A 14,519-nucleotide genomic window follows, 5' to 3' on the forward strand; every position below is an offset into this window, starting at 1 on the left:
CCTTGCGGCCCTTGTGGATCACTGAACGTTGCCTTCTCGCATTTGCGCCGCGGCTTGCAATTGTGATCGGGCTTGGGTTGCAGTCGTTTTGAACCGAGCCATCGCGGTTGGGCTGAGCGGCACACTTTGCGCCTGTTGAATCACTTTTTGAGGGTCAACGTGGGTGCCGTTGACACGGAACTCAAAATGCAGGTGAGGGCCTGTGGACCAACCTGTCGAGCCAACCGCGCCAATGGTTTGCCCCTTTTGAACCGACTGGCCTTTGCGAACCTGAATGCGGCTGAGGTGGGCGTAAACGGTGGAGTGGTTGTTGCCATGGCGAACGATGACCGTATTGCCGTAGCCGCCTTGGACGCCCGCAAATTCGACCACACCGTCACCGACCGTTTGTGCGGGCGTGCCGGTGGGGGCTGCGTAGTCCACGCCCAAGTGCGCTTTCATGGTTTGAAAGATGGGGTGAAGGCGCATGGCAAAACCACTGGTTTTGCGCGAGAAAGCCACAGGGGCCGCCAAGTAAGTGCGGCTGAGGGTTTTGCCATCGAGGCTGTAGTAATTGCCTTTTTGACCGGGCTCTTCGTGCCAAACGGCTTCGTAAGATTTGTTGCCGTTGTTGAACTCGGCGGTCAAAACGCGGCCAGTGCGAATCGGCTCACCATCGGCTTCCAGAACTTCGTAAACCACGGCAAAACGAGCGCCTTTCCGCAAGGTGCGGTGAAAGTCGATCTGGTTGGAGAAAATCTGCGTCAGTTGTCCCACAATGGCGTCTGGCAGACGCGCCTCGTCGGCTGCGTCGTACAGCGAGCTGGCCACTGTGCCACCTGTCATCCGCAGACTGGTGTTCATGGGCGAGGTTTCCAAAGCCGCTTGCAGCCCTTTGTCCGTGCGTTTGATGGCCAGGCGCTGGAAGAACGTATCGCTTTCGTTGTTGAGCCAACGAACATGCAATTGGCTCAAGCGTTCTTGGCTGTCTGCCTCGGCGACCACAGAGCGGCCTGCTTGTTTGAGGGCCTGTTTGGCCAAAGGGTTTTTGCGCAAAAAGGCTGCAGCGTCCGGGTCCACCATCCCCAGACGGCGCAGCAGGCTCTCGGGGGTATCGGTCGATCGTGTGCTGTCTGTGCGCGTCAGGCGAATATTGACCAGGTCGAGCGCTTGGGCTTGGGCTTGTAAAGAGGGCGATTCAACAGGGACGGTCACTGTGACAACGGGTTGAGCAGAAATGTCGGGTCCCAAATTGGCTATGGCGAAAGCCCCACCGCCACCAGCCAACAAAACCGAAGCCAGAGTGGCGCTGATGGTTTTAGGGTGGCGCTTGAGCCAGCGGGTGCATGACTGAAGTGCCGATGTGAGCTGGGGGTGCTGACCATCCAGCCAAGCCAGCAGGCGCTGTGCGCCCAGCAACACCGCGCCCAGTGCGGCAGTGCACAGGAACAAGAAGCCGACTAAAAAAGAAACCAAGCGAGCTTGGAGTGAAGCGAAAAATGACATCAATTTGAGCGGGGTTTCGTGACGCGTTTTCATCTTGGAAAACTGTTCACGAGGTTCACAGTCAAGCCGCCCCTAAAATGAGCGACTTGGAAATATCGGACCATTGTACCGGTCTATGGCCATTTGACTTTAGAAAAAACCCTTATGAATCAAGCGCTTGTTACAAAATTTCCCGTGACGGACAAGACCCTGGAGGCGATGGAGGTCACTTTGCGAGGGTGTGATGAGCTGATTCCCAAAGAAGATTGGCTGCAAAAACTGGCCAAATCAGAGGCTACCGGGGTGCCTTTGCGCATCAAGCTGGGCTTGGACCCCACAGCGCCCGACATCCACATTGGCCACACGGTGGTCCTGAACAAGATGCGCCAGTTGCAAGATTTGGGGCACCAGGTGATCTTTTTGATCGGCGATTTCACCAGTTTGATTGGTGATCCGTCCGGTCGCAACAGCACCCGTCCGCCGCTCACGCCCGAGCAAATCAAGCTCAATGCCGAAACTTATTACAAGCAGGCCAGCATGGTGCTGGACCCCGCCAAAACCGAAATTCGCTACAACAGTGAGTGGTCGCTACCGCTGGGTTCCATGGGCATGATCCAGTTGGCCTCCAAATACACGGTGGCCCGGATGATGGAGCGCAACGACTTTCATGACCGGTTCAAGGCCGGCACACCCATCAGCGTGCACGAGTTTTTGTACCCCCTGATGCAGGGTTATGACTCGGTGGCGCTCAAATCAGACTTGGAACTGGGAGGCACCGACCAAAAGTTCAACCTGCTGATGGGCCGTCACCTGCAAGCCGAATATGGCCAAGAGCAGCAATGCATCTTGACCATGCCCCTGCTGGAAGGCCTGGACGGTGTGGACAAGATGTCCAAGTCCAAGAACAACTACATCGGCATCGCCGAAGAGCCCAACACCATGTTTGCCAAGGTGCTGAGCATTTCCGATGTGTTGATGTGGCGCTGGTTCACCTTGCTGTCCTTCAAGTCCATGGCCGAGATCGAGGCGCTGAAGAAGGAAGTCGAAGGGGGCCGCAACCCCAAAGACGCCAAAGTGATGCTGGCCAAGGAAATCACGGCACGTTTTCACAGCGCAGCCGCTGCCGATGCGGCCGAGCAGGATTTCATCAACCGCAGCAAGGGCGGCGTGCCCGATGACATTCCAGAAGTGACTTTGTCAGGCGCGCCCTTGGGAATTGGCGCTGTGCTCAAGGCAGCCGGACTGGCCCCCTCGACCACCGAAGCCGGGCGTTTGGTTGACGGCGGCGGTGTGCGCATCGACTCCAGCGTGGTCAGTGACAAGGGCTTGAAACTCGAAGCGGGCACGTACGTGGTGCAAGTCGGTAAGCGCAAGTTTGCCAAGGTCACGCTGGCTTGAGCGGGGTCTGGCGCACGGACATGTCTTTTACCGAGGGTATGCTGACCCTATGAAAAACTTTGATTCGTGGATGACGCCCAAACGCATGCTCTGGGCTTCGGTGGTGGTGGCGATGGTCACCATCGGTCTGAAAACCTTGGCTTGGTGGTTGACCGACTCGGTGGGTTTGCTGTCTGACGCGATGGAATCCGTGGTCAATTTGGCCAGTGCCATTTTTGGTTTGATGATGGTCACCGTGGCCGCCATGCCAGCCGACGACGAGCACCCCTATGGGCACCACAAAGCCGAGTATTTTTCTTCGGGCTTTGAGGGCATTTTGATTGTGGTGGCCGCTTTGGGCATCATTTGGGCGGCGGCGCACCGGGTGTTTGACCCTCAGCCCATCGAGCAAGTCGGATTGGGCTTGGCTTTGTCGGTGGGCAGTTCTGCCCTGAACGGCTTGCTGGCTTGGCTGATGTTTCGCGCCGCTAAACAGCACCGCTCGCTGGCGCTGGAGGCCGATGCACGGCACTTGGTGACCGACGTCTGGACTTCTGCTGGTGTGGTCATCGGCATTGGCCTGGTGAGCGTGACGGGTTGGTTGTGGCTGGACGCGGTGGTGGCGATTGCCGTTGCGCTGAATATTTTGAAAGAAGGCTGGCACCTGATCTGGTTGTCTTCACAAGGCCTGATGGACGAGGCCCTGGAGCCCGAAGTCTTGGTCGATGTGCAAAAGGTTCTGGACGGTTTTGCCCACCAGCGCGGCGAGACCGAAATCATCCGCTTTGACCACCTGCACACCCGCAAAGCCGGGCAGCGCCGTTTTGTGGATGTGCACATGCACATGCCCGCCAGTTGGACCTTGGGCAGAGCTGCGGCTTTGCGCGGCAGTGTCGAGCAAGCCCTGATGAGCGAAGTACCCGGTTTGCGCGCCACCATTCAGCTATTGCCCAGCGATGTCGAGGTGCACTTCAACGATGCCAGGGATCTGAAATGATCGCCGTGTTGCAACGGGTGATCGAAGCCAGTGTGCGGGTCGATGGCGAGGTGATTGGCCAAATCGGCACTGGCTTGTTGGTGCTGCTGTGCGCCGAAAAAGGCGACACCGAGGCGGTAGCCGACAAAATGCTGGCCAAGATGCTGAAGCTGCGCATCTTCAGCGACAACGCAGGCAAGATGAACTTGAGCGTGCAAGACGTGGCGGGTGGCCTTCTGTTGGTGAGCCAGTTCACGCTGGCGGCCGATGTGTCTTCGGGCACGCGCCCGGGGTTTTCAGGTGCCGCAGCGCCGGACGATGCCCGCCGTCTTTATGACTATTTTGTGGCCCAGGCACAAAAAGCCCACCCTGTGGTGCAAACAGGCCGCTTTGCCGCCGACATGAAAGTGGCGCTGGTCAACGATGGACCGATCACGATTCCGATGCGCATGACGGCTTGAGTCTGAGGTGAGGGCGTTGGCCGCCGATAATCGGGGCATGACTGAAAAATTTCCCGCTGCGTCTCCCGTCTCGATGACCTCTCGTTTTGACCAGCTCGCGCTGTCAACGGCCACCCTTCAAAACCTCGAACAACTGGGCTACACCCAGATGACGCCCATCCAGGCGGCCAGCCTGCCTTTGACCTTGGCTGGGCAAGACCTGATCGCCCAAGCCAGCACCGGCAGTGGCAAAACGGCCGCTTTTGGCTTGCCTCTGATTGAGCGCCTGCAAAGCGCTGGCTCACCCAGTGCCGCCATTCAAGCGGTCATCTTGTGCCCCACCCGCGAGTTGGCCGATCAGGTCACGCAAGAAATCCGTCGTCTGGCCCGCGCCCGACAAAACGTGAAGGTTGTCACCTTGTGCGGCGGCGTGGCTTTGAGAGGCCAGACCGTGAGCCTGGAACATGGCGCCGATGTAGTGGTGGGCACGCCCGGCCGCATCTTGGACCACCTGGAGCGCGGCTCTTTGAGTTTGGCGGGTGTGAACACGCTGGTGCTGGACGAAGCCGACCGCATGCTGGACATGGGCTTTTTTGACGACATCGCCAAGGTGGTGCGCCAGTGCGCCAAAGACCGCCAGACTTTGCTGTTCTCGGCCACTTACCCCGAGGGCATCGCCAAATTGGCCGCGCAGTTCATGCGTGCACCGCAAACCGTGAAGGTCGAGGCGCAGCACAGTGCACACAAAATTCGCCAGATTTATTACGAAGTGAGCGAAAGCCAGCGGCTGGACGCTGTGTCTAAGTTGTTGGCGCATTTCCGCCCCGAGCGCACGCTGGCCTTTTGCAACACCAAACAACAGTGCCGCGATTTGGTGGCGGTTTTGCAGGCTCAGGGCTACAGCGCTTTGGCGCTGTTTGGCGAACTCGAGCAGCGCGAACGCGACCAGGTGCTGGTGCAGTTTTCCAACCGAAGCTGCTCGGTGCTGGTAGCCACCGATGTCGCCTCACGCGGGCTGGACGTGGAAGGCCTGGAAGCCGTGATCAACGTGGACGTGACGCCCGACGCAGAAATCCACATCCACCGCATCGGCCGCACCGGTCGGGGCGATGCCGAAGGCTTGGCGCTGACACTGGCCAGCATGGACGAGATGGGATCGGTCGGCAAGATCGAGGTGATGCAAGGTCGCGAATCCAATTGGGAGCCGCTGTCTGGTTTGACGCCTGCTGCGGGTGGACCTTTGCAGCCACCCATGCGCACTCTGCAAATTGTGGGTGGCCGCAAGGAAAAGATCCGCGCAGGGGACGTGATGGGCGCTTTGGCCGGTGAGTGTGGTTTGACCCGTGAGCAGGTGGGCAAGATCAATGTGAACGAGTTCTCCACCTATGTGGCGGTTCAGGCGGCTCTTGCCAAAAAAGTGGAGTCTCAGTTGTCACACGGCAAGATCAAGGGCAAGAGTGTGAAGGTTCGGTTGCTCTGACGTTTTTGCCTTTTGTTGGGGCAGGGTGTGCCTTTCGCTTGGGCGGTGTGTGAGGGGATGCGGCGGGTTCCTCATGACGGGGTACCGAAAATCGTCACCCGCCGCATCCCCTCACACACCTGAGTGGTTATTTGGGCGAGAGACGCGCTGTTAACGAGCGGTTTTCGCTCGTAGGTCTATAGGGCCGACGCGCTTTTGATGCTCGGTGGGTTTTAAAAATGCACAACGGCCTCGAATGGGGTGGGGCCGGGTGACGATTTTCGGTACCCCGTCATGAGGAACCCGGCTCCACCCCATTCGAGGCCTCACCGTCCAAAACGCACCAACATAAAACTAGAGGTAAGGGTTCTTCAACCCCAAGCCCGCCAAGATCGCAATCTCGTAGGTCTCCATCTCCTCAGCATCTGCCTCGCTGGTCTCATGGTCCCAGCCTTGCGCGTGCAAAGTCCCGTGCACCAACAAATGCGCGTAATGCGCGGCCAGCGTCTTGCCTTGTTCTTTGGCTTCGCGGGCCACCACGGGGGCGCACAGCACCAAGTCGGCCATCACCACGGGCTCTTGCTCGTAGTCGAAGGTCAGCACGTTGGTCGCGTAGTCCTTCTTGCGATAACCCAGGTTCAGCGCGCGGCCTTCTTCCTCGCCCACGATGCGCACCGTGATCTCGGCGTCATCGGCCAGCGCGTGGCGGATCGCACGCGTCACCGCATGACGCGGCAGGGCAGCGCGGTGGCGGGCTGCGTTGGGGATGTCACCAAACTGCAGAGACAGTTGAAGTTGTTGGAGGGCCATAAGCGTTCTCAAAAGGGGGCAAAGCGTGCAGGTGGATTCGCGTCAAAACGTCTGACAAAAGGCACGAGACCGACAGGGCTCAATCGTCGGTGGGCTGGGGCTTTCGGCGGGTCACGACACCAGCACGCATAGGTGCGCTGCCTTGCGCGTCGTAGGCGTCCACGATGCGGGCCACCAAGGGGTGCCGCACCACATCGGCGCTGGAAAATCGAGTGAAAGCAATGCCCTTGACGCGTTTTAAAACGCGCTCGGCATCGATCAGACCGCTCAATTGCCCTTTGGGCAAGTCGATCTGGCTCACGTCGCCCGTCACCACCGCCTTGGCGCCAAAGCCAATGCGGGTCAAAAACATCTTCATTTGTTCGGTGCTGGTGTTTTGCGCTTCGTCCAGGATCACAAAGGCGTTGTTCAGCGTGCGACCGCGCATGAAAGCCAGTGGGGCCACCTCGATCGCATTGCGCTCAAAAGCTTTTTGAACCTTGTCGTGGCCCATCAGGTCGTAGAGTGCGTCGTAAAGCGGGCGCAAATACGGGTCCACCTTTTGGGACAAGTCGCCCGGCAAAAAGCCCAGGCGCTCGCCCGCTTCCACCGCCGGGCGTGTCAGCACGATGCGCTGCACACTGCTGCGTTCCAGTGCGTCCACGGCGCAGGCCACGGCCAGATAAGTCTTGCCCGTGCCGGCCGGGCCAATGCCAAAACTGATGTCGTGGCTGGCAATGCTTTCCAAATAGGCGGCTTGCACCGGGGTACGCGCCTTCAGGTCGGTGCGTCTGGTTTGCAAGGCTGGCAAGTCTGCCTCCTCGCCCCCACTGTCGCCCACCAGCATGAGTTGCACCATGTCGGGTGAAATCGGTCGGTCGGCGCGTTCGTAAATCGCTTGCAGAATTTCCATGGCCCGCATGGCCACCGCCTTTGGGCCGTCCACTTTGAACTGCTCATGGCGGTGCGCAATGCCCACTTGCAAGCCCGCCTCTATGGTGCGCAGGTGCGCGTCCATGGGGCCGCACAGGTGCGACAAGCGGGTGTTGTTGTGCGGGGTGAAGGTGTGTCTGACGATCAAGTTGATAATCCTAGCTGTGCGCGATTTCTGGCCAGGATGGCCCGGGCGAATGCGCATTTTCTCCCATCACAGGCATTTAAGGCGTCACCCTCCATGATTGGCAAACTCACCGGTATCCTGAGCGACAAAAACCCACCCGAGGTGATCGTGGACTGCCATGGCGTGGGCTACGAAGTCAATGTGCCCATGAGCACGTTCTACAACTTGCCTGCCTCGGGCGAAAAAGTCAGTCTGGTCACGCACTTTGTGGTGCGTGAAGACGCGCAAATCCTCTACGGCTTTGCCACGCTGGCCGAACGCGAAGCTTTTCGCCAGCTCATCAAAATCTCTGGCGTTGGCCCCCGCACAGCTCTGAGTGTGTTGTCCGGCATGAGTGTGGACGATTTGGCGCAGGCCATCACCACCCAAGAAGTGGGGCGTTTGGTGAAAGTGCCCGGCATCGGCAAAAAAACCGCCGAGCGTTTGTTGCTGGAGCTCAAGGGCAAGCTGGGAGGCGACTTGGGTGGCTTGTTTGCCGTCAACACTCCCGACACACAAAGCGACATCCAGCAAGCACTCATTGCCTTGGGTTACAACGACAAAGAGGCCGCAGCTGCCCTCAAGAGCTTGCCCGCCGATGTGGGCGTGAGCGACGGCATCAAGTTGGCGCTCAAAGCCCTGAACAAATGAAGACGAATTGAGCCATGAGCATCCGTACCGACGACTTTGCCCCGCAGCCCGAACCTCGGGTCATTTCTGCAGCCCCCGTGTCGCACCAAGAAGAGGCCATTGAACGGGCCTTGCGGCCCAAGCTGCTCGACGAATACGTTGGCCAGGTCAAAGTGCGCGAGCAGCTGGAAATTTTCATCAGCGCCGCCAAGATGCGCGAAGAACCGCTGGACCATGTACTGCTGTTTGGCCCGCCCGGTTTGGGCAAGACCACACTCAGCCACATCATCGCCGCCGAGTTGGGCGTGAACCTGCGCCAGACCAGTGGCCCGGTGCTCGAAAAGCCCAAAGACTTGGCCGCGCTCTTGACCAACTTGGAGCGCAACGATGTGCTCTTCATCGACGAGATCCACCGCCTCTCGCCCGTGGTCGAGGAAATCTTGTACCCCGCGCTGGAGGACTACCAGATCGACATCATGATCGGCGAGGGTCCTGCAGCGCGCTCCATCAAGCTCGACTTGCAGCCCTTCACCCTGGTGGGTGCGACCACGCGGGCGGGCATGCTCACCAACCCGCTGCGCGACCGCTTTGGCATCGTGTCGCGGCTGGAGTTCTACACCCCTGAAGAGCTGACCCGCATCGTGACCCGCAGCGCTGGCTTGCTCAAAGCGCCGATTGACCCCGAGGGTTCGTTCGAAATCGCCCGCCGCTCCCGCGGCACGCCGCGCATTGCCAACCGCCTGCTGCGCCGTGTGCGCGACTATGCCGATGTCAAAGGTGACGGTACCATTCACAAGGGCATTGCCCAAAAAGCCTTGGTCATGTTGGATGTCGATCCTGAAGGCTTTGACCTGATGGACCGCAAACTGCTCGAAGCGGTGATCCACCGCTTTGACGGCGGCCCGGTTGGGCTGGACAACATCGCCGCCAGCATCGGCGAGGAGCGTGACACGATCGAAGATGTGATCGAGCCGTATTTGATTCAGCAAGGTTATTTGCAGCGCACCCCCCGCGGACGCATGGCCACGCTGGCGGCTTTCAGGCATTTGGGCGTCACACCGCCCAAATCGTTTGGTGACAGGATTTAAAACCTGAAGCCGCTGGGTCTTTTGTGGGAGCGAGCCCCGCTCGCGAATGTCTGCCCAGCTTGAGCCACCATTCGGCCGCAGGGACGGCCTCCCACAAAGGCTTCAGGTCGACGTTTCGTCTTGGCCCAGCGCATCCAGATGCGAGGTATCGCCCCAGCCCACCAAGGACAGACCTTGTGGGGTCCACAGCAGCCGGTTGACAGCCGTGTTGGTTAGCTCCCAAGTGCGGGGCGCTTGCAGGTCAAGGCGGGTGGCGGCGCGGTACAGGATGTCGAGCACGCCGCCGTGCGCCACCATCACGATTTGTTGTCCGGGATGGCGGGTGGCCACTTCGTTCACGGTGTTCACAATGCGCTCATGCAATGTCAGCAGCGATTCACCGCCCTCTGGGGGCTCCCAGTCGGGCGTGCGTTTGCGCCAGTGCCAAGCGTGCTAGGGCAGCTCGACTTCGACCTCGGCAAATGTTCGGCCCTGGAACGCACCAAAGTGCCGCTCGCGCAAACCCACATGCGTGTTCACGCTCAGGCCCACGGCCTGAGCGATCGCTTGGGCCGTGGTGTGGGCCCGCGACAAGTCGCTGGCGTAAATCGCATCAATGGCATCGCGCTGCGCCAAGGCTTGGGCCAAATGCTGCGCTTGGCGCTGGCCCACGTCGTTGAGCGGAATGTCCAAATGGCCTTGCAGCCGGGTGTCAACGTTCCAGGCGGTTTCTCCGTGGCGAATCGCCAGAATGCGGGTCGGTTCCATGAAGGCCTTGGGGTTCAGCGCGGCTGCTCGATGTTGACCCGGCGCAGCCCTGCAGGCGGATTGGGAAAGTTGGCCAGTGCAGCTTGGAACAAGGTGGCAAAAATCGGCACACTGTCGCTCCATGGGCCTGAGTGGCTGGCGCGGGTTTCGTAAACCACTTGGCCCGACTTCAAGTCGCGCATCAACACGCTGACCTCGCGTTGGTAGTGGGTCGGTGGTGGAAAGCGCATGCCCATGCCCACCCCAGCATGCGAGCCAAAACCCACGCCAAAACCGGTGCCGATGGTGATGCGCCCAAAGGGCGACGCGCCAGGCCCCATGGGGCGGCCCCAAGGGTCAGACAAGTACTGTGTACCGCTGAAGCCCACCAGCACGCTCAAGCTGGCTCCCGCATCGTCACGTACCAAACCCACGGCCGTCATGGCTGCTTGCGCTTGTTGTTCGGCCAGCCCCGCTTCGGGGTTGTTGGCTTGGGAAGGCAGGCGCTCGAAGCGGTATTTGGCCCCTTGCAGGTTCATGCCCGCTGGTGCTGCGTTCACCGAGACCACGTCGCTATCGATCAGGCGCATGGAGGCGCAGCCCGTCAACAGACTCAAGGCCAGCGCAGCCATGGCCATCGAAAACCACCGCGTGAGCTGTCGAGTTTCTGTGCGCATGACCTGTCCTCCTGAAGGTTTACATGGAGATGACCTGAATGCCCGGCAAAGAGGGTTCCTTGAACTCTTCTTCGTCAAAAGCCTTGTCGCCGTCTTCGGATTCAACACCCGTGATCTTCAAATCTTTGAAGCCGTGCAGCTTGGCGTCCATCAGGTGCGATGGCACGACATTTTGCAGGGCGGCAAACATGTTTTCAATCCGGCCAGGGTGTTTCTTTTGCCACTCGCGCAGCATGTTGCCCACCTGCAGCCGTTGCAGGTTTTCTTGACTCCCACACAGGGTGCAGGGGATGATGGGGAACTGTCGGTGCTCTGCCCAACGGATCAGGTCGGTCTCGGCCACATAAGCCAGCGGGCGGATCACCATGAATTCGCCGTTGTCGCTGACCAGCTTCGGGGGCATGCCCTTGAGTTTGCCGCCAAAGAACATGTTCAAGAAGAAGGTCTGCAGCATATCGTCGCGGTGGTGGCCGAGCGCCAGTTTGTTGCATTTGAGCTCTCGTGCCACGCGGTACAAAATGCCACGGCGCAGGCGCGAGCACAGGCTGCACATGGTCTTGCCTTCGGGGATCTTGTCTTTCACGATCGAATACGTGTCTTGCGTTTCGATATGGAATTCCACCCCCAGCTCTTTGAGGTACGCGGGCAGGATGTGGTCCGGAAATCCCGGCTGCTTTTGGTCCAGATTGACCGCCACCAGCTCAAAATCGACCGGGGCGCGGGCTTTCATCTTGAGCAAGATGTCGAGCATGCCGTAGCTGTCTTTGCCGCCCGACATGCAAACCATGATGCGGTCGCCCGCTTCGATCAGGTTGAAGTCACTGATGGCCTGGCCCATCTGGCGGCACAGGCGTTTTTCGAGCTTGTGGGTTTCGCGTTCGATCTTGATGGCTTTGGCGGCCTCTGATTCGGCTTGTGCCTGTACCCAGGCGTTGTCTGCTGCTGTGTCTGTGTTCATGAGGTTCACCACTGTCCAGTTTCCATGCGAATGGCCACTTCGCAGTCTTCAAAAATTTCAAGTTTGGCAATCTTGACGCGCACACCCAAAACGCCGGGGAGTTGCATCAGACGGTTCGAGAGTTTGCCGATCAGCGTTTCCAGCAGGTTGATGTGCTCGGCGGTGCATTCATCGATGATGATCTTGCGCACCTTGCGGTAATCCAGCACCGAGTGGATGTCATCGTCGCTGGGCAGCAGGGGTTGCGTGCCCAGGTTCAGCTCGGCGTCCACCTGAATCGGTTGTGGGTCAGTTTTTTCGTGTTCGAGGATGCCCAGGTTCGCGTCAAAGCGCAAACCGGTCAGCTCCAGTGTTTGATGTCCAGCTGGGGTTTTCATGATGCAGTTTTGGTCTGGAAAATTTCAACCCCGACGGCGTCGCAGTCCGGGTACACATCGGGTTTGCAGCTGGACAAGCGCACCGCCTGCACCTGTGGGTGGTCGATCAGCTCGCGCATCAGGTCGTCGCACAAAGTCTCTTGCAGCACGATGTGACCCTGGGCCACACGCTTGGCGATCACCTCGCGGATGAAGTCGTAATCCACCACTTCGGCCAGATCGTCTTGCGTGGGGGTGGACGCACTGTAGGGCACAAACAGCTCGACATTGAAGACGATGCGCTGGGGGCCGAGCTTTTCAAAGTCGTGCGCACCAATGCGCACGTCCACCGTGTGGTTGCGCAGAAACAGGCGGCGGCAGTTCAGCGCCAAATCGTTCATCAGGTCGCTCATGCGGCGCCTTTCGGTTCACCCAAAAACATCACATCCCGCGCCAAAGGCACCAGGTGCTGGCCGTTGTCCACACACACCGTGGTGCCAGTGATGCAGGGGTTTTGCGCCAGAAAAACGCAAGTCGCCGCCACCTGCGTCGGGTCAATCGGCTCGCGCAGCAGGTTCACACGGCTGTTGCGGTCAAAGTTCTCTTGGGTTTGCGGGCCGCTCAAAAACATCAGGCCCGGAGCCACGCCGCACACGCGCAAGGGGGCCAAGGCTTGGGCCTGCAAGGCCACGGCACGTTCCAGTGCCAGTTTGGACACGGTGTACGAAAAATAGTCGGGGTTCAGATTGAACACCTTCTGGTCCAGGATGTGGATCACGCTGCGTTGGCCGGACTTGGCGTCGGGTGCGGATTGCTGCGCCATCAATGAGGCCAGCAGCATGGGCGCGATCAAGTTCACTTCGAGTTGCAGGCGCGCGCCTGGCAAGTCCATGTCGCTGCCCTCGTCCGGTTCGAACAGCGAGGCGTTGTTCACAACGCAGTCGAGCGGCCCGGTGGTTTGTGTGATGTGGGCCATCATGCGTTCGACTTCTGCGCTTTGTGCGAGGTCGGCTTGCACCAGTCGCACCGTGGCGCCTGTGGCTTGTAGCGATGCCTGAAGCGCCAAAGCGGCATCAGCTGAGCGCTGGTAGTGGCACCACACTTGCCAGCCCGCTTGCGCGAAGGCACGGCAAAGGGTCGCGCCCAAACGCAATGCGCCGCCAGTGATCAGAACGTGTTTCAAGTGGATGCCGCAGGAAAGATGGAAAGGGGCAATTATCGGCGATGGCCCTGACGACGGCATGTGCAGGGGAATAGCGCGTCTGTAGGAGCGGCGCCCCCGCCGCGATGGCTTCCAGCAAATCGCAAACCATCGCCCCGAGGGCGGGGCTCCCACACGGTCAGACAAAGGATAATCGCGGCGTGACCGACGCTTCCCCAAATTCCTCTGAGCTGACCCAACGCATCCACCAAGCCATCGCCCAAGCGGGTGGCTGGCTGGGTTTTGACCGCTTCATGGCCATGGCGCTTTACGAGCCGGGCTTGGGTTATTACACCAACGCCCTGCAAAAGTTTGGGGCCATGCCTTCATCCGGCAGCGATTTTGTGACCGCGCCGGGCATGTCGCCCTTGTTTGGCCAGACCCTGGCGGTGCAGGTGAAAGAGGCACTGGCGGCCACAGGCTCGGATGAAGTCTGGGAGTTTGGCGCGGGCACCGGGGCTTTGGCCTTGCAACTCTTGGACAGCCTGGGTGATGCGGTGCGCCGTTACACCATCATCGATTTGTCGGGCACATTGCGCGACCGTCAGGCCGATACCCTGCTGAAATACGCCGAAAAAGTGCGCTGGTTGGACGCTTGGCCCGATGCGATCGAGGGCGTGGTGGTGGGCAACGAGGTGCTCGACGCCATGCCGGTGCAGCTCTTGCAGCGCACGCAAGGCGTTTGGCACGAGCGTGGCGTTGTCAGCGCGGGTGAACAATTCGCTTGGCAAGACCGCTTGACCGATCTGCGTCCGCCTGTGGACATCGAAGGCGAGCACGACTATTTGACCGAAATCCACCTCCAAGCCGAAGCTTTCATTGCCAGTTTGGCCGAGCGCTTGCTGGCTGGGCGGGGTGGGGCGGCGTTCTTTCTGGATTACGGCTTTCCCGAGGGCGAATACTTTCACCCCCAGCGCCACATGGGCACCGTCATGTGCCACCAATTGCATCAGGCCGACCCAGACCCTTTGGTGGCGGTGGGTCAAAAAGACATCACGGCGCATGTCAACTTCACCGGGGTGGCGCTGGCCGCACAAAACGCGGGCCTCCATGTGATGGGTTATGCCAGCCAAGCCTGGTTTTTGTTGAACCTGGGGTTGGCCGAACGCATGGCCGCCGCCAGTTTGGCCGAGCGCAGCCTGGCCCAGCGTCTCATCAACGAACACGAAATGGGCGAGTTGTTCAAAGTGGTCGGGTTGGCCACATCGTCCGATTGGGCTGCCCAAGGCTTTGCCCGGGGCGACCGGTCGCACCGCCTGTAAACGGCATCCAGGCAAGC

At 59.7% G+C, this 14,519-nt stretch carries 15 protein-coding genes and 1 pseudogene; 7 read left to right on the forward strand and 9 right to left on the reverse strand.

The window, feature by feature from the left end:
• Positions 1 to 18: 18 nt before the first annotated feature.
• On the reverse strand, positions 19 to 1,518 hold the full coding sequence (locus B9Z40_RS11690) for a M23 family metallopeptidase (protein WP_233204897.1): 1,500 nt from the start codon (positions 1,516 to 1,518) through the stop codon (positions 19 to 21).
• Positions 1,519 to 1,629: 111 nt separating this feature from the next.
• On the opposite strand from B9Z40_RS11690, the gene tyrS reads away from it, so the two are divergent.
• Genes tyrS through dbpA form a run of 4 tightly spaced genes read left to right on the forward strand, consistent with a single transcriptional unit; the run spans position 1,630 to position 5,737 of the window.
• On the forward strand, positions 1,630 to 2,862 hold the full coding sequence (gene tyrS, locus B9Z40_RS11695) for a tyrosine--tRNA ligase (protein WP_100173540.1): 1,233 nt from the start codon (positions 1,630 to 1,632) through the stop codon (positions 2,860 to 2,862).
• A 49-nt stretch (positions 2,863 to 2,911) separates the two neighbouring features.
• A complete protein-coding gene (locus B9Z40_RS11700) occupies positions 2,912 to 3,838 on the forward strand; it encodes a cation diffusion facilitator family transporter (RefSeq protein WP_100173541.1) in 927 nt (308 codons plus the stop codon).
• The gene (dtd, locus tag B9Z40_RS11705) at positions 3,835 to 4,278 is read left to right on the forward strand and encodes a D-aminoacyl-tRNA deacylase (protein WP_100173542.1); all 444 of its coding nucleotides are present in this window, start codon (positions 3,835 to 3,837) and stop codon (positions 4,276 to 4,278) included. Before B9Z40_RS11700 ends, dtd begins: the two co-directional genes overlap by 4 nt.
• A gap of 37 nt (positions 4,279 to 4,315) precedes the next feature.
• Complete coding sequence (gene dbpA, locus B9Z40_RS11710; RefSeq protein ID WP_100173543.1) at positions 4,316 to 5,737, forward strand: ATP-dependent RNA helicase DbpA; 1,422 nt, start codon at positions 4,316 to 4,318, stop codon at positions 5,735 to 5,737.
• Between the two features lie 333 nt (positions 5,738 to 6,070).
• Here dbpA and ybeY read toward each other — a convergent pair whose 3' ends face one another.
• On the reverse strand, positions 6,071 to 6,526 hold the full coding sequence (gene ybeY / locus B9Z40_RS11715) for an rRNA maturation RNase YbeY (protein ID WP_100173544.1): 456 nt from the start codon (positions 6,524 to 6,526) through the stop codon (positions 6,071 to 6,073).
• Positions 6,527 to 6,605: 79 nt separating this feature from the next.
• Positions 6,606 to 7,586, reverse strand: coding sequence for a PhoH family protein (locus B9Z40_RS11720; protein ID WP_100173845.1), 981 nt, complete (start codon positions 7,584 to 7,586; stop codon positions 6,606 to 6,608).
• 93 nt (positions 7,587 to 7,679) lie between these two features.
• Between B9Z40_RS11720 and ruvA the strand changes: the two genes are divergently transcribed.
• Together ruvA and ruvB are read left to right on the forward strand one after the other, a co-directional pair.
• Positions 7,680 to 8,255, forward strand: coding sequence for a Holliday junction branch migration protein RuvA (gene ruvA, locus B9Z40_RS11725; RefSeq protein ID WP_100173545.1), 576 nt, complete (start codon positions 7,680 to 7,682; stop codon positions 8,253 to 8,255).
• Positions 8,256 to 8,269: 14 nt separating this feature from the next.
• A complete protein-coding gene (ruvB, locus tag B9Z40_RS11730; RefSeq protein ID WP_100173546.1) occupies positions 8,270 to 9,322 on the forward strand; it encodes a Holliday junction branch migration DNA helicase RuvB in 1,053 nt (350 codons plus the stop codon).
• Between the two features lie 102 nt (positions 9,323 to 9,424).
• On the opposite strand, the pseudogene B9Z40_RS11735 reads toward ruvB, so the two are convergent.
• From B9Z40_RS11735 to B9Z40_RS11760, 6 genes and pseudogenes are all read right to left on the reverse strand, one after another.
• Positions 9,425 to 10,069: pseudogene (locus tag B9Z40_RS11735) on the reverse strand (histidine phosphatase family protein).
• Between the two features lie 14 nt (positions 10,070 to 10,083).
• Positions 10,084 to 10,725: a DUF4136 domain-containing protein gene (locus B9Z40_RS11740; RefSeq protein WP_100173547.1), complete on the reverse strand. Its 642-nt coding sequence runs from the start codon at positions 10,723 to 10,725 to the stop codon at positions 10,084 to 10,086.
• A 19-nt stretch (positions 10,726 to 10,744) separates the two neighbouring features.
• Complete coding sequence (gene ttcA, locus B9Z40_RS11745; RefSeq protein ID WP_100173548.1) at positions 10,745 to 11,683, reverse strand: tRNA 2-thiocytidine(32) synthetase TtcA; 939 nt, start codon at positions 11,681 to 11,683, stop codon at positions 10,745 to 10,747.
• 5 nt (positions 11,684 to 11,688) lie between these two features.
• Positions 11,689 to 12,060, reverse strand: coding sequence for a dihydroneopterin aldolase (locus B9Z40_RS11750; RefSeq protein ID WP_100173549.1), 372 nt, complete (start codon positions 12,058 to 12,060; stop codon positions 11,689 to 11,691).
• Positions 12,057 to 12,452 (reverse strand): dihydroneopterin aldolase, encoded by a 396-nt coding sequence (locus B9Z40_RS11755; RefSeq protein WP_100173550.1) that lies wholly within the window; start codon positions 12,450 to 12,452, stop codon positions 12,057 to 12,059. Before B9Z40_RS11755 ends, B9Z40_RS11750 begins: the two co-directional genes overlap by 4 nt.
• Positions 12,449 to 13,222 carry an SDR family oxidoreductase gene (locus tag B9Z40_RS11760; RefSeq protein WP_199172559.1) on the reverse strand — a complete coding sequence of 258 codons (774 nt, stop codon included), beginning with the start codon at positions 13,220 to 13,222 and terminating at the stop codon, positions 12,449 to 12,451. Before B9Z40_RS11760 ends, B9Z40_RS11755 begins: the two co-directional genes overlap by 4 nt.
• A 179-nt stretch (positions 13,223 to 13,401) precedes the next feature.
• Here B9Z40_RS11760 and B9Z40_RS11765 point away from each other — a divergent pair, with 179 nt between their 5' ends.
• Complete coding sequence (locus tag B9Z40_RS11765; RefSeq protein ID WP_100173846.1) at positions 13,402 to 14,502, forward strand: class I SAM-dependent methyltransferase; 1,101 nt, start codon at positions 13,402 to 13,404, stop codon at positions 14,500 to 14,502.
• Positions 14,503 to 14,519: the final 17 nt, after the last annotated feature.

It is taken from the genome of Limnohabitans sp. 15K, assembly GCF_002778285.1.
Taxonomy (GTDB): domain Bacteria; phylum Pseudomonadota; class Gammaproteobacteria; order Burkholderiales; family Burkholderiaceae_C; genus Limnohabitans_A.